This window comes from Streptomyces sp. NPDC041970 (assembly GCF_055588985.1).
Window position 1 is genome coordinate 21,573 of sequence record NZ_JBVJCD010000053.1, and the last position, 18,687, is coordinate 40,259.

At 73.7% G+C, this 18,687-nt stretch carries 6 protein-coding genes; 4 read left to right on the forward strand and 2 right to left on the reverse strand.

The features are described 5' to 3' along the window. The 4 genes from ACZ6EJ_RS22295 (at position 1) to ACZ6EJ_RS22310 (ending at position 6,123) form a co-directional block, all read left to right on the forward strand. A complete protein-coding gene (locus tag ACZ6EJ_RS22295) occupies positions 1–3,123 on the forward strand; it encodes an amidohydrolase family protein (protein ID WP_469269443.1) in 3,123 nt (1,040 codons plus the stop codon). Next, entirely contained in the window at positions 3,120–3,722 is a 603-nt protein-coding gene (locus ACZ6EJ_RS22300; protein WP_469269445.1) for a GNAT family N-acetyltransferase, read from the forward strand. The genes ACZ6EJ_RS22295 and ACZ6EJ_RS22300 overlap by 4 nt, the downstream gene beginning before the upstream one ends. A 57-nt stretch (positions 3,723–3,779) precedes the next feature. Beyond that, positions 3,780–5,264 (forward strand): flavin monoamine oxidase family protein, encoded by a 1,485-nt coding sequence (locus tag ACZ6EJ_RS22305; protein WP_469269447.1) that lies wholly within the window; start codon positions 3,780–3,782, stop codon positions 5,262–5,264. Positions 5,265–5,328: 64 nt separating this feature from the next. Beyond that, a complete protein-coding gene (locus tag ACZ6EJ_RS22310; RefSeq protein WP_469269449.1) occupies positions 5,329–6,123 on the forward strand; it encodes an oxidoreductase in 795 nt (264 codons plus the stop codon). A gap of 6 nt (positions 6,124–6,129) precedes the next feature. On the opposite strand, the gene ACZ6EJ_RS22315 is transcribed toward ACZ6EJ_RS22310, so the two are convergent. Both ACZ6EJ_RS22315 and ACZ6EJ_RS22320 read right to left on the reverse strand, forming a co-directional pair. Continuing rightward, positions 6,130–7,827, reverse strand: a complete 1,698-nt coding sequence (locus ACZ6EJ_RS22315) for a BCCT family transporter (protein ID WP_469269450.1) — start codon at positions 7,825–7,827, stop codon at positions 6,130–6,132. Between the two features lie 648 nt (positions 7,828–8,475). Further along, positions 8,476–18,501 (reverse strand): hypothetical protein, encoded by a 10,026-nt coding sequence (locus tag ACZ6EJ_RS22320; RefSeq protein WP_469269452.1) that lies wholly within the window; start codon positions 18,499–18,501, stop codon positions 8,476–8,478. Positions 18,502–18,687 lie beyond the last annotated feature (186 nt).

The following is an 18,687-nucleotide window of genomic DNA, read 5'->3' on the forward strand; positions in this document are numbered from 1 at the left end:
ATGACGCTGTCACGACGCGGGGCGCTCAAGGGGGGCGCGGCCACCGCACTGGCCGGGGGCGCCGCCCTCGCACCGGGCGCCCCGGCCCGCGCCGCGGAGCCGGAGGCGGACGGCCGGCTCCTCGTCCGTCATGCGGTCAACCTCGGGGTCTCCGTCCACCGGCCCAGCCGGACGCTCGCCCTCGACGGCCACAACGTCATCTGGACGCTGCCCCTGGCCGGGGGCACGGCCCGCCGCCTCACCGACGACGTGGAGGACGCCGGCCGGCCGTCGTTCTTCCCGGACGGGCGCAGCCTCGCCTTCCAGTCGTTCCGCGACGGCAGGTACGACATCGCCGTGGTCGACCTGGGCAGCCGGGAGGTCACCCGGCTCACGCCGGGCCCGCAGTACGACCTCGATCCGGCGGTCTCCCCGGACGGTTCGGCCGTCGCGTACGTCTCGGACGCGGGCGGGACGAGCGCCGTGTGGCTGTGGGAGGCCGCCGGTCGGCGGGCGCGCCCGCTCGTCGGGGCCGACGACGGGCGGGCGTACCACTCGCCCGCGTGGCACCCCGACGGGCGGCGCCTGTCGTACGTCGTCGACGACGCCTCGGTGGAGACGTACGACCTGCGGACCGGGGACGTCGGCGTGGTCCACACGGCGGACGCGGGGACCGCGTTGCGCGGCACCGGCGCGGGCCCCGGCGGCCGACTGTCCTGGGTCGGCGTCACCGGGCCGCGCGCCCGGCTGTACGTCGACGGCGTCCCGGTGACCGGCCGGGGGGAGGAGCCCGCCCCCCTGCCCGCCGCGTGGCCGACCGGGGGCGCCCTGGTGTACGCGGCCGACGGGCGGCTGTGGCGGCGCGCGGTCGGTCGTGCTCCGGGCGCGGTGGCCGGGCGGCGTGCGGAGATCCCCTTCGCCCTCGGTCTGGCGGCCCCGGCCCGCGTTCCCGCCCGCCGACGCCCGCCCCACCCGCCCGCCGAGGCCCCGGCGGTCGGCGTGGTCGCCCCGGTCATCTCGCCGGACGGCACGTCGATGTGCTTCGGCGCGCTCGGCGCGCTGTGGACCCAGCGGTTCGGGGAGCGGCCGCGGCGGGTGGTGGCCGACGGATACGCCAACACCGACCCCGACTGGACCCCGGACGGGTCGGCGCTGGTGTACTCCAGCGACCGCGACGGCGGCCCCGACCTGTGGCGGTTCACCCCGCGCGACGGGCGGCACGAGCGGCTGACCCGGCGGGCCGAGGGCGCGCTGCGTCCCCGGATCTCCCCGGACGGCACGCTCGTCGCGTACCACGACGAGGCGGGCGCCACCCGCCTGCTGGACCTGTCCGACGGCGCGGACGTCCCAATCGCCGCGCCGACCGACCATCCGGGGCGGCCCGCGTTCTCCCCGGACGGCCGCCTGGTCGCCATGGCGGTCCACCTGCCGGGCTCGGAACGCGATCCCGCCGGGCTGCACGGCGTACGGATCGTCGAGCTGGCCGGCGGCTCCGTCCGGGACCAGGCCGTCGCCCCGCACCGGTCGATCGGGACGCGGGGAGACGACGGCCCCGTGTGGACCCCGGACGGCAGGCACCTCCTGGTCGTCCTGGACAGCCTCCTGCACCGGGTGCCGGTGGCGGAGGACGGGACCGTGTCCGGCCCGCCGGTCGCCCTCTCCCCCCTCGTCGCCGACTCCGTCTCCGTGTCGGCGCGGGGCCAGGTGCTCTTCCTGTCGCTGGGCGAACCGGTCGTGCTGGACGCGGACGGGAAGTCCCCGCACCGGCGCGGCCCCGTCATGCTGAGCTGCCGCAGCCGTCCGGCGCCGCCCCGGACCGTGATCCGGGCCGGACGGCTGTGGGACGGGGAGTCGGACGGCTACCGCCGCGACGTGGACATCGTCGTCGAGGACGGCCGCGTCGCCTCGGTGCGCGCCGTGCGGCCCGGCTCTCCCGCCCCCACCGTGGACGCGAGCCGCCTGACCGTCCTGCCGGGGCTGATCGACACCCACAACCACTGGCACATGCGGGGCGCCGCCTGGGGCAGCCGGCAGGGACCGCTGTGGCTGGCGTACGGCGTCACGACCAGCCGGTCCACCGGCGACCCGGTGTACCGCATGGCCGAGACGCGGGAGGCACTGCGCTCCGGAGCGATGGTGGGCCCCCGCTACCTCGGCTCCGGCGAACCCCTGGACGGCACGCGGGTCTCCTTCGGCTTCATGCGGGCGGTCGTCGGCGAGGAGCAGCTCGAACGGGAGCTGCGCCGGGTGGAGTTCTTCGACTACGACGTCGTCAAGTCCTACCAGCGGCTCCCGGTGCGGCTCGAACGGTCGCTGGTGCGCCGGCTGGCCCCCCGCGGGACCCCGGTGACCTCGCACTACCTGTATCCGGCGGCCCGCACCGGGCTGCACGGCATGGAGCACACCGGGGGCGGCAACCGCCTCGGGTACTCCCGCACGCTCAGCGCGGCCGGGGGCCGCACGGCCGAGGACACCGTGGACCTGCTCGTCGCGTCGGGCATGTGGGTCTCCACCACCCTGCTGTTCGCGGGGGAGCTGTACGCCGGCGGCGCCGCGGCGGTCTCGGCCGACCTGCTGCACGACCGCCGCACCCGGACGCTGTTCCCGCCGTGGGAGTACGCGCGGCTGCTGGCGAAGGCGGACCGCGCCGACCGGCCCGAGGCCGGACTCGACGCGGCCTGGACGGCCGGGGACGTGGACCTGCTGCTGCGCGTCCACGAGCGGGGCGGGCTCGTCGTGGCGGGCACCGACGCACCGCTGGACGACGTCGGGATCAGCATCCACCAGAACCTCAGGGCACTGGTGCGGCACGGATTCACCCCGGTGGCGGCGCTGCGCACGGCGACGGTGAACGCGGCCCGCAGCCTGGGCGCGGACGGCCTGCTCGGGGCGGTCCGCCCCGGCGCCCGCGCCGATCTGCTGCTGGTCGACGGGGACCCGCTGCGGAACATCGCCGACGCCGCGCGCGTCGAACGGGTCTTCGTGGACGGGCACGCCCACACCGTCCCCGAGCTGCTCGCCCCCTTCGAGGACGTGCGACCCGCCCCCGCCGCGCACCTCGCGCGCTTCACGACCCCCGCCGGCCGACGCCCCGGCTGCTGCCGGGACCACGTCGGCCGCCCGAACCCGAGAGGCCACCGATGACCACCCGTACCGAACCGACCGCCGCCGTGCGGATCGTCGGCCCGATCAGGACCGACCGGCTGTCCCTGCGCCCCTTCACCCCGAGGGACGAGGACGACATGTGGGCGTTCGAGTCGCGGCCGGACGTGGCGCGCTACCTCTTCAACGAGCCGCGCGGCCGCGAGGACAACGCGCGGGAGCTGGCCGACCGCTGCGCCCGTACGTCCCTGACCCGCCAGGGCGACGTCCTCCTGCTGGCCGTCGAGCACGAGGGCCGCGTGATCGGCTGGACCCAGTTGGTCTGGCTCGACGAGGCGGCCCGGCAGGGCGAGTTCGGCTATGTGCTGCACCCGGACCACCAGGGGCGGGGGCTCGCCGGGGAGGCGGCCGTCGAAATGCTCCGGATCGGCTTCGAACGCCTGGGGCTGCACCGGATCATCGGCCGCTGCGAGGCCCGCAACACAGCCTCCGCCCGGCTGATGGAACGCCTCGGCCTGCGCAAGGAGGCCGAGTTCACCGACTCGCTGATCTTCAAGGGCGACTGGGGCAGCGAGTGCGTCTACGCGATGCTCGCCGCCGAGTGGCGCGCCACACCGTGGGCCGGCTCCCGCCGCGGCTGAACGGCCCGCCCCCACCCGCCCGTTCCTCCTGTCCCTCCGCGCAAAGGAGTGTCCGTCATGTCCGGCATCAAGCGCCGTTCGGTGCTCACCTCAACGCTCGCCGCCGGCGGGGCCGTCATGGCGAGCGGGCCGCTCGCGGCCCACGCCGCCCCGCCTCCCGCCGGCGGTCGGGACCGGGTCGACGACGCGGTGGTGATCGGCGCGGGACTGGCCGGCCTCGCCGCCGCCCGCCGCCTGGCGGCCGCCGGGCTGGGGGTCCGGCTCGTGGAGGCCCGCACCCGCGCCGGCGGACGGGTGTGGAACGTCCGCACCCACCGCGGCGGGACGGTCGACGGCGGCGCGCAGTTCGTGGGCCCCACCCAGGACCGGATGTACGCCCTGGCCGCGGAGTTCGGCGTGCCCGTGGTCCCCACCCACCAGGAGGGCGACAGCGTCTTCTGGTATCAGGGCAGCCCCATCCGCTACTCCGTGGACTCCCCGCTGCCCCCCGAGCTGGGGGGAGCCGACGTGGACCGGGCCATCGCCGAGATCGACGCGCTGGCACGCGACTTCCCGGTCGGAGAGCCCTGGCGCCACCCCCGCGCGGCCGAACTGGACGCGATCTCCTACGCCCAGTGGATCGCCCGCCGCACCTCCGACGCGGCGGCCCGCCTGGTGCTCGGCCGGGTCAGCGGCTCCGCGGTGGTCTCGACCCCGCCCGAGGAGTTCTCCGCGCTCTACATGATGAACTACTACGCCGCCGCGGGGGACGCGGACCACCCCGGTACGTACGACCGCCTCATGGCCACCCGCGGCGGCGCCCAGGAGAGCTTCCTGGGAGGGCCGGGCGCGGCCGGCATCCCGCTGGGGATGGCGGCCCGGATCGGCCCGCGGATCGTGTACGGGGCCCCGGTGCGGCACGTCTCCCGGCACGGCCGGCTGCTCCACGTCCACTCCGACCGGGGCGTCCACCGGGCCCGCCGGGTGATCGTCGCCGTGTCGCCCGCGATCTCGTCCCGGATCGGCTTCAGCCCCGCCCTCCCGCAGGCGCGCAGGAGGCTGGCCGCGGGCTTCCGGATGGGGTCGATCGGCAAGTTCGTCGCCGTGTACGACCGGCCCTGGTGGCGCGAGCAGGGGCTGTCCGGGCAGTTGGTCGGCGACGGGCGGCCCGTCGACTGCGTCTACGAGAGCCACCACGGCGACCGGTACGTGCTGCTCGGGTTCGTCCGGCCCGAGGACATGCGCCGGCTCGACCACGTGTCGGAGCGACGGTTCGTGGCGGAGTGCCGGCAGTCGTTCGTCGACTACTTCGGGCCGCGGGCCGCCCGGATGACCGACTACGGCTTCGTCCGCTGGGACAACGAGGTGTGGTCGCGCGGCGGCCCGGTCGCCGTGAGCGCCCCCGGAGTCCTCTCCCGCTACGGGCACGCACTGCGCGAGCCGGTCGCCGGCGTCCACTGGGCGGGCACGGAGACCTCCGACCACTGGCCCGGCTACATGGAGGGCGCCGTCCGCTCGGGCGAGCGCGCGGCGGACGAGGTCCTGGAGGACATCACGCACTGACCCGCCCCGGCCGCGCCCCCCTCGACCCCGCTCGCTTCCCCCCCCCGACGAATCGGACCCACCCATGTCTCTCTCCCAGAACCCCCTTCCCCTGGTCGGCCGGACCGCCGTGGTCACCGGCGCCGGCAGGGGCATCGGCCTCGCCGTCGCCGCCGAACTGTCCCGGCAGGGCGCCCTCGTGGTCGGCGGCTCCCGCACCCCCGGCCCGGAACTGGCCCGGCACACCCCGCACGCCCTCGCGGTGGACCTGAGCACCCCCGGGGGCCCGGCCGAACTGGCCGCGTACGCCCTGGAGAAGCTCGGGCACATCGACATCCTGGTGAACAACGTGGCCAGCACCCTCCCCCAGAAGGGCGGCTTCCTCACGATCGACGACGAGCAGTGGCGGAACGAGTTCGACCTCACCTTCCTCAGCACCGTCCGCACCACCCGCGCGTGCCTGCCGAGCCTGTTGGACCGGCGGGGCGCCATCGTCAACATCAGCTCGGCGCACGCGCGCGTACCGCTGCCCTCGGTGGCGGCGTACTCGGCGGCGAAGGCGGCCCTGACGAACCTCTCCAAATCCCTGTCGGAGGAGTTCGCGCCCCTCGGCATCCGGGTCAACACCGTCACACCGGGCCTGGTCCGCACCGGGGTGTGGACGGAGCCGGGCAGCGAGGGCGAACGGCTCGCCCAGGAGGCGGGGTTGACGTTGGAGGAGCTGGTCGAGGTGCTGCCGGGCGAGGCGGGGGTGACCACGGGGCGGTTCGCGGAGCCGGAGGAGGTGGCCGCGCTGGTGGCCTTCCTGGCGTCGTCGGCGGCGCCCAACCTGACCGGGGCGGACGTGGTGCTCGACGGCGGGATGATCAAGACCGTGTAGGCCTCGTCACCCGTCGTCGACGTCCGAGCGGGCCCTCGCCGCCCGGCGCAGCCGGTGGTGGCTCTGGGCCCGCTCCTCGACGGCGTCGCCGACCATGGTGCGGACGACGTCGCGCAGCCCGTGCAGGGCGTGGCGGCGGGCCGGCCCCGCGCCGGGGTCCTCGCGCAGCTCCTTCAGCAGCGCCCAGCACAGCAGCAGCATGACCACCACGAACGGCAGGGCCACCAGGATCGTCGCGGTCTGGAGCGAGTCCAGGCCGCCCACCACCAGCAGGACCGCCGCCACCGCCGCCATGAGCACGCCCCACACCACGACGAGCCAGGACGGCGGGTGCATCGCCCCGCGGCTGGTCAGGGAGCCCATCACCAGGGAGGCCGAGTCGGCGCTGGTGATGAAGTACGTCATGACCAGGACCACCGCGACGAACGACGTGACCGTGCCGATCGGCAGCGCGTCCAGCATCGCGAACAGCGACGCCTCCGCCCCGTCCTCCACCGTGCCCGTCAGGTCGGCCTCCCCGGTGGCGTCCAGCCGCAGGCCCGTGCCGCCCATCACGCAGAACCAGACGACCGTCGCCCCGCTGGGCACCAGCAGCACCCCGAGGAGGAATTCGCGGATCGTCCGGCCGGACGAGATCCGGGCGATGAACGTCCCCACGAACGGCGCCCACGACAGCCACCACGCCCAGTAGAAGATCGTCCACGCGCCCAGCCAGTCGTGGTCGGAGAAGGCGCCGGTGCGCGTCGCCATCGGCAGCAGGTTCTGCAGGTAGCTGCCGACGGACGCCGGGATGGTGTCCAGGATGTAGACCGTCGGGCCGAGCAGGAAGACGAAGAGCATCAGGACCGCGGCGAGCGCGATGTTCAGCGTCGACAACCACTTGATGCCCCGGTGCAGACCGGTGAACGCCGAGAGCACGAACGCCGCCGACAGGACGGCGATGATGACCAGTTGGACGGTGCGCGTGGCGTCGACGCCCGCCGTCAGATCCAGGCCCTCCGCCACCTGGAGGGCGCCGAGGCCGAGGCTGGTGGCCGTACCGAAGACGGTCGCGAAGACGGCGAACAGATCGATCACCCGCCCCGGCCAGGACTCCGCCCGCCGGGCCCCGATGAGCGGCACGAACGTGGCGCTGAGCCGGTTGCCGCGCCCCTTGCGGAATCCGGCGTACGCCAGGGCGAGCCCCGCGATGCCGTAGATCGCCCACGGGGTCAGCGTCCAGTGGAAGAACGAGTACTCCATCGCCGCCTGCGCCGCCCCGGCCGTCTCGGGCTGCGCCCCGCTCCCCGGAGGCGGCGTCAGGTAGTGCGTCAGCGGCTCCCCGACCCCGTAGAACATCAGTCCGATGCCCATGCCCGCGCTGAACATCATCGCGATCCACGCGAGATTGCCGAACTCGGGCTCGGCGTCGTCCTTGCCCAGCCTGATGCGGCCGAACCGGCCGAACGCGATCACCACGCACAGCACGAGGAACACGTCCGCCGCGACGACGAACAGCCAGCCGAAGTTGTCCAGCACCCACGTCAGACTCGTGGACGACACGCTGTCGAAGGACGCGTCACCGAGCCACGCCCAGAGGACGACCGCGGCGACGGCGGCCATCCCGACCCCGACGAGGACGTGGTCGGGCCCGGCGGCGCCAGGAGGTCCGGGCGCGCCGGACGGTGACTCGGGGCGGGGCTCATCGATCGGTTCCGTGCTCATGAAACCCACTATGGTGCGACATGTCCCCATGGACGGAAGGGGGCGCGCCGGGGGACGGGCATGTCGAGTGGTGCGCTTCCCGGACGGGGAAGCGGCGGGCGGCCGGGTTGCGGCCGAGCACGGTCGTGTCGGCGGCCGGAGGCCTTGCGGATACGCGATCACGTCGCCCACCCCGCATGGCGCCGTGGCCTCGAACGCCCCGAGGCGGTCCGGAGGGGCGCGGCCCCGCACGCGGGTCGCCGCCTGACGCCGGACCGGATCGGGGCGCCACGCCGCGCGCGGCGTCTGCCTCGGCTGCGCGTCCGACGCGGCCGGGGTCCGAGGTCCCAGACCGCGAGCCGGCGGTCCGTTCCCGCGCCCGGGGCCCGGCACGATCGACACCCGGTCCGCTTCGAGCCCGCCGACCGTGGTCCGCGAGGCTGAGCGCGACGCCTCCGAGCCGGCCACCTGACACGGCGCGGGTGCGCCTCGCGCCTTCCCGTCGTTCCGCCATGGGGGACGCGCGGAAGCAAGACCCGGCCGGCCTCCGGAGGCCGCACCCGCCGGGTGCGGGTGGCCGGAACGGAGAGCACCGCCCGGACCCGCCTGGTGCTCTGGACCGACCGAGGCTCCGCGAGGCCCGGTCGGTCGCCATTCGGCCGGGCGCCGTCAGGAGAAGAGGTCGCCGAAGAGGTCGGGCCCGTCGGCGTCGAAGTCGCTCTCCTCCGCGGCGGGGGTTTTCTTCTTGGTGGGTTTCTTCTCGCTCTCCTTCCGGAGTCGCGCGAGCTCTCGAAGGCGGTCCACGCCTTCCTGTACTTCCTTCTCCCACAGCCTCCTCATCGTCGCGCTCCGGGCGGCGTCGACGAACGTGATCGCCCGCGTGGCGGCCAGGAAGTGACCGAAGCCCTGCTTCTTCACCACGACGTTGGGAATGCCCTCGGCGTCGCCGGTCCCGCCGGCCGCGCCCTCGTACTTGACGTTGGGGTTGGGCATGAACGCGTTGGGCTTGGCCGTCACCGGGGTGCTGAAGTACGCGTATTTCTGGAGGAAATCCAACAGCTCGGGAGTGATCGGGATCTCGACCACGCGCGCGTACCCGGCACCCAGGTCGGGCACCTTCTGCGTCGGTGGTTCACCGGCGAATCGCCGTTGGACCTCGGCCTTGACCGCCGCGGCCCAGGCCTTCTCCCGGGAAAGGATGAACACATCCTCCACGGAGAAGACGATCTCACCGCGTTCGTGACCTTTGGTGTCGAACAGGTCCTTGATCGCCGTGTCGACGTCCTGTGCCCTCGCAGCGCTCCTATAACTCTCCTCCTCCGCCTGACTCACCCGGCGGACGAGGTGTTTGCCCTGCAGGCGCAGGAGATCGTCGTGCAGCTTCTTGGCCATGTCCGCCGTGTACTGGGTTTCGTTCAGCAGCTCTTCGGGGCCGACCAACGAAGGTACGGCATACGGGTCGTCGGAACGCCGCTCCTGCTGGACGAAGTCGGTCATCTCGGCCAAGTCTCGCTGCGCGTCGCCGACGAGGGTGGCGAAAGCGTGCAGTGATGACGCGAGGGTCGGCAGCGGCTCGGGGGCGGACTCCATCGGCCAGTCCATGATCTGGTCGTGCAGTCTCTGCGCAGTGGCGGCCATGTCCAGGTCCCCTTTGAAGAGCTGCGCGTTGGCGTTGTTCAGCGCTTCGATGCGCTGCGCGTCGGCGTTGTCCAGCGCTTCGAGGAGCTGATTGTCGGGGTCCAACAGCGCTTCGAGATCCCGCAGTGTCCAGACCATAGGGGTGCCTGCGGCGGCAACGAACAACTCGTTCCGCAGGTAGGTGACCATGGTCTCGATTTGGGCGCGCTGTTCGCCGGCGAGTCGGCGGTTGCTCCGGAAACGCAGCGCGTGGTCGGCCAGCGTGTCCGGCCACTCGTGCTCGGTCTCCGGTTCGGGGTCCGCTTCGAGGCCATGACTCACCTGCTGGCCGAACAGGGCCACCGGCTCCGCGAAGCCGCGGGCCCACTGGACTCCTGAGTCGATCCGGCCGTTGAGGGCCGCGATGAGCCCTGGGCGCTTGGCCTCGGGCAGACCGCTCGCATTCACCAACTGCTCGATCACCGCCGGGGGCAGCCGCTTGTCCAGGTCGATGAGGGACTCGGCGAACCTCTCCGGCGGCACGCCGGCGTAGGGCGAGCCGGTGCTGTGCCGGCTGTTGGACATGCTGTCGATCGTCTGGGAGACGTCCGTGGACTCCATGAAGTCCTCCGGCCGCTTGGGTGCGCCCTGGGCGCTGACGTACATGGCTCCGCCCAGGTCCTGGCGGTACAGGTCGGCACCGATCTTCATCCAGTTCGGAGGCTTGCGCAGGTCGAAGATGGCCAGCACCACGTCCAGGCCGACGAACGGCAGGAAGTCCGCCATGGAGGCGATCTCCGCCGCGCTCGGGCGGTTCTGATCCACCGTCCGGAAGTCGGTGACCTGGGCCAGGCTCCACTCCGCCTCCGTCTCGTTGCCGGTCGCCACCCAGGCGAACGCCGCTGGGAGCACCTTGGCCCCGGCCGCCTGGTAGATCTTGCCGGTCAGCATCTCGGCCAGCATGATCTCCTCCGCCGGCAGAGAAGTGCTCTTCTTGGCCTGCTTGGCTCCTTCGGCCGAGCTCTTGGCGGCGTCTTGGGGCTCGGGCACCGTGAGCGGTCCCGGAACCCCGGCGGGCGTCAACGAAGTCCGCCCCCGCTGCTGGCTGAACTTGAAGACCTTCTCGGTCCCGTCGACCCGGACGCGCCACGGCCTGCTGGATCCGCCCTGGAGCTCGGCGACGAACTTGAAGGTCCCAGGGCCGAAGGTCGGCAGGCTCGTGGCGTTGTCCGAGCTCGACTGAGCCTGGGCGGGCGCCTGTGCCTGCTGCGGAGGCGGGGCGGTGGGCGCGGGTGCGATCCCCTGGGCGTTCCCGTAACCGCTCGTATCGCCCTGCGAACCGCTTTCGGGCAATGGCGACGCCGGGATGCCGCCGCTCGCCGTCTCGCGCTGCGACGGGACGTCGGTCCGGGCGGTCTGCCGTCCGGACAGGGTGCTCACCTCGAACGCCACCTCCTGCTGCAGGGCGAAGAGGTCGTTGCCTCTGCGGTGCACCGCCACGTGGAGGGAGGCGGCGGCCGCGGCGGAGGAGCCGGGGCCGGTGGGGGCCGGGGGCCGGTAGGTGTGCGCGGCGCCGTTCTCCTCCACGAAGGTCACGGTCGCGTTCAGCGTCTCCGCCGCCCGCTGGGCCATCGCCCGGTCGGCGGCCGGGGTCCAGGGGGCGGGGAAGGCGGCGCGCAGCCGCTGACGCACCTCCTCACTCGTCGGCGCGGTGTCCGAGGACGGTCCGGCCGCGGAGGACGTGTTCGTGGACCGGGAGGCCGCCTCCCAGGCCCGGTGGAACGTGTCGGCCAAGGTGTCGTCCGCGTCGGAAGGCTGTGCGGCGATGCGCGTCCACGTCGTCCTGTCCGGTGCGGTGAGGTTGCCGCTGTTCCGGTCCACCGTGTAGCGGGTGGCGTCCTCGGCGGTCGGCGGAGCCCACGGCGGAGTCGCGTAACTGGGATGCTTCGGCCCGGTGGCCTCGCCCCGCTCCGTGGTCCTGCGGCTCTTGTACCTCTTCTCCTGCTGGTCCTCGCTGTTCTCGTTCTCGTTCTCGTTCTCGTCCTCGAAGTCGCTTTCCGCGTCCGCGCCGGCGGCCCTGCCCTTGTCCGTCTCCTTCCGTTTCGGGAAGGGGACGGGGGCTCCCTCGGGGAGCGCCACGTGGAAGCGGCCGTCCGCCAGGTAGAGCGTCAATCCCGAAAGAGGAGCGGCGGAGGTGGCCGTGTCGGCCGCGCGGGCGGGTGGGAACGTCTGGTGGTCGCCGGCGGCCGTGACCACCGTGACCGGCCTGTCCAGGACCCGCGCGGCCAGGGCGGGCAGCACGTCGGCCGCTCCGTGGTCCCAGGCCTGCGGGTCCTTCGTGAGCGGACGCGAGAGGGCCTGGGTGGCGAGCGCCAACCGCTCCCGATCCTCCAGCCACCGCGTCTCCGGCAGGGCCTGGAGATCGGCGAACTCCCGCTCGTGCGGACCCTCGAACGTCACGCCCGCGTCCGCCAGCTCCTGCTGGGTGAAGGTGTCCGAGCTGTCCGGAGCCAGGGCGGCCAGCAGGTCACCGTTGGCGTCCTTCGCCAGCGCCGCGACCAGGTCGTCATGCAGCCTGCCCACCCGGGCACGGTGTTCGTCCGAGGTGACCGGGCCGCGCTGCGCGTGCTCCTCCCCGTGCTGGACGGCCGCGATCAACGCGTGGAAGAACGAGGCGCCGTCACGCGGCACCGCGTGCACCTCCAGCGGCTGCCGGCCGTGCTCGTCCGCCCCGTCTGCCGGCGGGGTGAGCGTGCGGCGGCGCGAGGCCGTCGGCTCGGTGACCGTGTACTTCGCGGGGGCCTGCGAGCGCCAGGCCGGCTTCTGGTACGTGACGGGGGCGGCCGCGGGCGTCTCCTCGGCGCCCGGGGTCTGCGCGGCGTCGCGCCCGTAGTGGAGCGCGGTGACGCGGGCCGCCTCCCCGTGCAGCCGGTGGGTCTGGGCGGCCGCCTCGATCGTGCGCGCCTCCCACAGCAGGGCCTCCGCGCGGGCCGCCCGCCAGTCGACGACGGCCGGGGACTTCTCGCCCCGTACGTCCTCCGGGTCCGCGAGGGCCGCTTCCCGCTCGGCCTCCGTCATGTCCAGCCACGCCGCCCGAGCGCGGGCCCGCGCGTCGTAATAGCGCTTCTCGCCCTCGACCATGTCGGCCTGGGCCTTGCCCATCGCGTCCCAGGCGGCGCTCGTCTCCTTCGGGAAGGTCGTGTCGTCGAGCAGCCCGAGGTCCCTCGCTATGTCCTCGCGCACCCAGACGAGCATGGGGCTCTCGGCCTCGGTGACGCGGGGGCCCCGGCGGAGCCGGCCGAACGCGCGGGCCGGGGCGTCGGTCACGTTGTGGTCCGCCTCCACGACGGTCCGCCAACTCACCGGCAGCGAGAACAACATGCTGCGCGGCCCGGTCACCTTCGGGTTCGTCCCGACGCTGGACTCCGTACCGCCCTTGCGCTCCGTCCTGTCGGTGGTGTTGGCGAGGGTGGCGGCCACGCCGGGCGTGATCACGCCGGCGCCCGTCGCACCGGCCATCGGCGCGGTGCCGACCATGGCCTCCACCGTTCCGGACGACGCGAGGGTGTGGGACTCCGATTCCTTGACCCGAGCCGTGCCCTCCATCTTCGGCTTGCTCTCGACCGCGAGCAGTTGGGCCTTCTCCCGCCGCAGCTTGGCGTACAACCGCGTCTCGGCCGTGTGGGACTGGCCGACCACCGCGGAGGAGGACAGCGTCGGCAACGACAGCCCCTCCGGGGACAGGGCCGCTCGCAGACCGGAGGTGAGCCCGGCCTGCCCGGTGATCTCCCGCTGGGCCTGGGCGGGGGCGGTGCCCAGGGCCGTGAGCGGGCCGCGCCGGGCCTCGCGTACGGCCGTGGCGAGCGCCTCGTCGCTCAGCACCCCCTCGGCCAGGCGGCCCCCCACCCCGTCCGCCTGGCCGGTGGCGAGGGTGAGCGCGTCGTACACGTTGTCGGCCTGGAGCGCGTGCACGGCGAGGAACCCGGTGCCCAACGCGTCGTCCAGAACGGGGAGGCTGTCCTGCGAACGCCATGCCTCCATGTTGGCGCGATCGGCCTGCGCGGGCGCGAGGACCTGGACCGCGCGGGGGGGAGCGGTCGGCGTGACGTCTGCGACGCCGGCCCCCTGAGGGGTGAGCAGGTGGACCGACACGTGCTCGCGCAGGGTGCCGACCTGGCCCTGCCACGCCGCCGGATTCTCCGGGTCCTCCTCCGTCGTCGGCGGAGAGGTGACGAGGGGGGTGCCGTCGCGGTCCACCAGGGTCACCTGCAGCTTGTACTCGGTGACGAGTTCGGCGTGCGACAGCGTGGTGGACATGGTGGGCGTGTTCGCCTTGCCGCTGCTCCGGGACCGGACGCTCTGGTCCTGGCCGGAGGCGGTGCCCTGGATGGTGGGGCCGACGCCGAGGAACCCCGCGCCCTTGCCCATGGCGGGAGCCCCGGAGAAGGCGAGGGACGCCTCCGCGCCGCTGTCGTGGGACTCGGAGGTCTCGGTGTCGCTCCCGTTGAGCCGGATGTCCTCCACTTCCTGGCCGTGGCGCAACCGCTCCACCCTGGTCGTGACGGGGACGAGCCGCAACCGCACCTGTCCGGGGCTGCCGCCGGTCGGCAGGTCGCCGGGGCGCGACCAGACGCGGTGCCGGACGGGCAGGGTGACGCCTTCGGAGGTCAGGGGGTGGAGCTGCGCGCGCAGGAAGTCCGGGGAGAGCATCTGGAGCACCTGGTCGCGGTCGTGCGACGGCACCCCCAGCTCCTCCAGCCGCGGCAGCAGGTCCTGGGCGTGCCGGCTCGCGTCCAGCACGCCGCTGGCGTGGGTGGGGAAGCGCTGGTGCAGGTACGCGGGCACACGGTAGCCGCCCGCCAGGTGCTTGGGGATCTGTTCGCCGAGGCCGTCGGGCGCGAGGCCCATCTCGATGGCGTCCTCCATCGGCACGTGGAACACCACCGCGTCCGAGACCGAGTAGGTCTCGGCGGCCGCCGGGCGGGGCTTCGGCAGAGCGGGCCGCAGCCACGGCGGGACCCGACCCGCCCACGACTGCACGGCGGTGGCCGAGCGGGTCCCGATCAGGCCGAGCGCCGCGCTCCACCGGTCCCGTACGGCGACGGTCTCCCGCAGGTCGCCCATCACCGGGTACATCCGGCCGTTGTGCTTGAGCACGACGTTGCGACCCTGGCTGATGCTCCGGGACTGGGACGAGCCGGAGCCCCGGGCGTACTGGCCCGCCGCCGCGTAGGTGCCGCGGAAGGGGTGGGCCGTGTCCGGTTGGACCACGAGCGAACCCTGCAACCCCACCGTCGTCCGGAAGGTCGAGGCACTGCCGCCGGTGATCTTGCGTTCGGCGCCCGTCATCACCTCCATGTTGCCCGGCCTCGGCTCGCCGATCACCCGCAGGTTCCGCAGCCGGGCCCGCAGGGTCGTCTTCACATGGTGCGTCTGGTACGGGCCCGCGCCGATCAGGCCGGTGGTCCGGATGCCGAACGGGCCGAGCGCCTGGCCGATCTGGCCCGCCACCGACAGGTTCTCCGACGCCCGGCTCAGCGTGTCGTGCAACGGCGCGCCGGGCATCGTGACGTGCCACGACTGCCCGCTCGCCCGAGCGGCCGCCTCCTGCGCCCCCGTCTGCCGACGAGGCGCCCCTTCGACGCTGAGTACGGAGTAGGCGCGGCCGAGCAGTTCGCGCGCCGCCGTCGCATCGGTGTCCGCCGGGTCCGCGGCCGGTCGGGGGGCTGTGCCGTCGATCAAGGCGTCCGCCGACTCTTCGGTCGGGACTTCGGCGATGGTCGGGAGCGGGCCCCGCGGGACCGCGGCGTAGTGGTGGGAGCTGTGCGCCGCCGGTACGGCCAGCTCCACCCGGCCGACCACCGCCGCGTCCCCGGCGAGCAAGGGAGGTGGGGTGACCCGGCTGACGAAGACGCCCGCGCCGAGCACGCCCAGGGAGGCCAGCCGCGCCCAGCCGCGCGGCCTGCGGTGGCCCTCGAACGAGGCGTTCAACCGCACCCGGTAGCTGAACAGGTGGGCGGCGGTCTGCATCGTCAGGTGCTCGTTCGTCACCGCGACCGTGTTCCGCGTCGCCCGCTGCCGACCCCAGGCGAGACGGATGCCGGCCGTCAACAACCCCGTCCGCTGCGGGAAACCGGTCTGCGAGGACTTGGCCTTGTCCCGAGGCGACACGCCGACCTCCAGCCCCAGGGACTTGCTGAGCGAACTCGACTGCGCCTGTCCCGACTGCTGGGTCGCTATGACCGAGTTGCGCAGCGAGCGCTCGCTGAGGGACGTCACGTACTGCCGCTCGTCCAGATCGGCGGTGAGCTTCAGCGTGTGGTGGCCGTTGCGCCCCCACCCGTGCTCGGTGAGGCTCACCGTGACGCCGGTGGTCGTCAGGGCCTCCAGGCTCTGGGCCAGCGTGGGCCGGTTCAGTGCTTCCTGTATCTGGCGTTCGTTGTGCAGCATCGTCTGGATCTGCCGGTCGGTGTGGAGCAGCCGGGCCAGCCTGGGGTGCCTCTTCACCCCGGCCGTGGGGAGCAGTCCGGGGTAGGAGCGGCTCAGCTGCGCCACGACCGCTTCGGCGAACTCCTTCGCCGGGTCCGTCTCGGCCGGGGTCGCCGTCTGGGCCGGGTCGGCGGGGGGCCGGCTGCCGTCGATCGGGGGGAGCTCGGCGGTGTGGAAGCGCTCGACCCTGGTGTGGCCCAGATGCTTGGGCCCGTCCTCGGTGAGGTAGGGGGGCGCCACCGGCTCCGGTCCCGGCGTTGCCGCGCTCTGGGCGGGCGTACGGGCGTCCCAGTCGGCGAGCCGTCGCGCCTCGATCGTGGGCAGCCAGTCCAGTGTCACGATGTTGATGGTTCGCGTCTCGGTTTGACCCGGCTTGCGCACGTCCAGGGTCTTCTCCACCCGGTACAGCGCCACCGGCGTTCCCTTGGTCCGGCCGGTGACCTTGCGCGCCGCGGAGCTGCCGAGGTAGAGGGTGCGACCCGCACTCACGTCCAGGCGTCCCACCGGTCCGCCCTGCACCCGCAGGTTCGTCGCCGGGCCGACGGACAGGGTGTGGGCGGGCCCGGCGCTGACCTGTCCACCGAGCTGGGCCTCGCGGACGTGTGACCGCTCGTTCTGGTACGTGGTCTGCGTGAGGTCGCGGAGCTCGACCTGGGTGGCCTCGGTGACCAGGGTGGCTCTTTTCGGGACGACGCGCTCCACGATCAGGTGCCCCAGCGGTTTCTGCGATCTGCCGCGCGTCAGCTCCGGCCCCACGACCTGGCCGGTCAGTCGGGGGAGCAGTCCCAGCAGGCGCGCGGGGCGCAGGAACGACATGAGGGTGCGGTGGGCCGTACTCCCCGGCCGCACACCGGACATGGGGAGCACGAGGGATTCCGGGGCGTCTTGGAAGTAGACGGCCTCGGTGTCCGAGACGCGGGGGAGGTCCCCCTCGCGGAAGTCGATCCTCTCGGGCGCGCGATCAGGGCCGTCGTACGGTTCGGTCAGCGTGTCCTGGAGCCGCCAGGTGAGCCCGGCGCGCACCTGGAAGCCGCTGTCGGGCCGCAGCGGCAGCGTCGCGCGCTGCCAGGACTGCTCCGGGGCGGGCGCCGGGGTCAGCTTGTCGATCCTCACCTGGTAGTACACGTCGTCCAGGTGGAGGTGGGAACCCTGCCAGTCCCGCATCTCGGTCTGGTTGAACATCTGCGTGCCCGTGCTGTAGTCCGTGCGGCGCGTGAGGCCGAACGAAGCGCCCGCCTTCACCATCCACGGCATCGGCGCCCCCAGGGTGGTGGCGGCGGCGACCTTGCGCGCCGTTCCCACTGAGCGGGGCACGCCCGTCGACGCCTGGCCCCGGTGGACCGTGTCGAGCCGGACGGAGGCCCCCTTGGGGTCCGCGAACCGTTCCCAGCGGTGGTACGGCAGGGCCTCGACCGTGACTTCGTAGCCCACGGGGGTGCGCCCCACCGGACTCCACTCCTTGCTCCCGCGCACCACGAACGTGGCCCCGCGCGGCGCGGTGAACGCCGAGGGCTCGTCATTCAACAGGCGGCGCAGCTCGGCCTCGTCGAAGTGCGCCCGCACCTCTGCCGGCAGTCGGGCGAGGATCTGGTCGGCCGCCTCGTCGGTCCCGCGCAACGTCATACGGCCGGCGCCGGACATCAAGCCGCCGGCCCTGACCCCTCCGGGGCGGACCAGCTCCTCGGGGAGCCGGCTGCCGTCCTCGAAGACCACCGGCCCGCTCCCGCGCGCGGGCGGCTCGGCGCCGGACGCGACCAACTGGGGCGGGCGGTGCCGGTCGAGCTGCGTCTCGATCGGAACACCCGTGGCCTCCTCGGTACGGGCGGCGCGCAGGGCGGCCAACTCCCTGTCCTGCGAAGTGTTCTTCGTGCGCCGGAACGCGCTGCGCAGGAGGTCCAGGGGCGACCGCCGACCCGCGAGGACGTCCTGGCCGTGCGCCGGCTCGGCGCCCCGCGAGGCGGAGCCGGCCGTGGCGAGCGCCGTGTAGTGGCCGCTCTCGTCGTAGGCGACGTACAGGATGCCGCCCCGCCCGCCGGGGTTGAGGTCGGTGACGGAATCGCCGTGCACGATGCGCAGGTCGATGTCCATGGAGTGGGCCAGCGCCTGGGGCAGCAGGTGGCCGAACGGGGACGACGCCAGGTCGGAGCGGCCCGCCGCCTCGGACAGGAGGCCGCCGCTGCCGAGGAGACGCGCGTCCTGCGGCGTGGGCGCCACCTCCAGCAGGGAGCCGTAGCCGCTGTCCCGCAGCAACTGGCTCCACATGGCCGCGTCGCCCGCCAGGACGGCCTCCGCGATCATGTCCCAGGCCGTGTCCGCCCACGGGTCCGCGACGTCCGACGCGCCCCTGATGTGTTCGTGCACGTGGTCCAGGACCATCTGGACGGGGTCGGGCACGTACTGGGTCAGGGCATCGGCCAGTTCGGAGCCGGTCAGCCGGGTCCGGACCAGGTCCCGCAGATCAGCGGTCCCCAGCCCGGCCCAGTGCGGCAGGACGCCCTGTTCGCGGGCCCCCGTCAGCACCGCGTCGAAGAAGGAGTCGCCGTCGCCGGGGACCGGGACGCGGTGGAAGTCCCGGCCGTCCGCGTGCACCCGACTCGCCTCGGGCGCGGTCGAGCCGTCCGTCTCCGGTCGCCCGCCGGTCCGGGGGGGGGGGGGGGGGGGGTGGGGGGGCGGCGGCGGGGGGGGGGGGGGGGGGGGGGGCCCCCCCCCCCCTAATCGGACAAAGGGGGGGGGGTCCGTCCCTCCAACAAAAACCCAAACCTTCTAGCGAGGGCG

What these genes read in the sequence shown, in the direction of transcription:
- ACZ6EJ_RS22295 (WP_469269443.1), top strand. Translation starts at nt 1, where the DNA reads ATGACGCTGTCACGACGCGGGGCGCTCAAGGGGGGCGCGGCCACCGCA.
- ACZ6EJ_RS22300 (WP_469269445.1), top strand. Translation starts at nt 3,120, where the DNA reads ATGACCACCCGTACCGAACCGACCGCCGCCGTGCGGATCGTCGGCCCG.
- ACZ6EJ_RS22305 (WP_469269447.1), top strand. Translation starts at nt 3,780, where the DNA reads ATGTCCGGCATCAAGCGCCGTTCGGTGCTCACCTCAACGCTCGCCGCC.
- ACZ6EJ_RS22310 (WP_469269449.1), top strand. Translation starts at nt 5,329, where the DNA reads ATGTCTCTCTCCCAGAACCCCCTTCCCCTGGTCGGCCGGACCGCCGTG.
- ACZ6EJ_RS22315 (WP_469269450.1), bottom strand. Translation starts at nt 7,827, where the DNA reads ATGAGCACGGAACCGATCGATGAGCCCCGCCCCGAGTCACCGTCCGGC.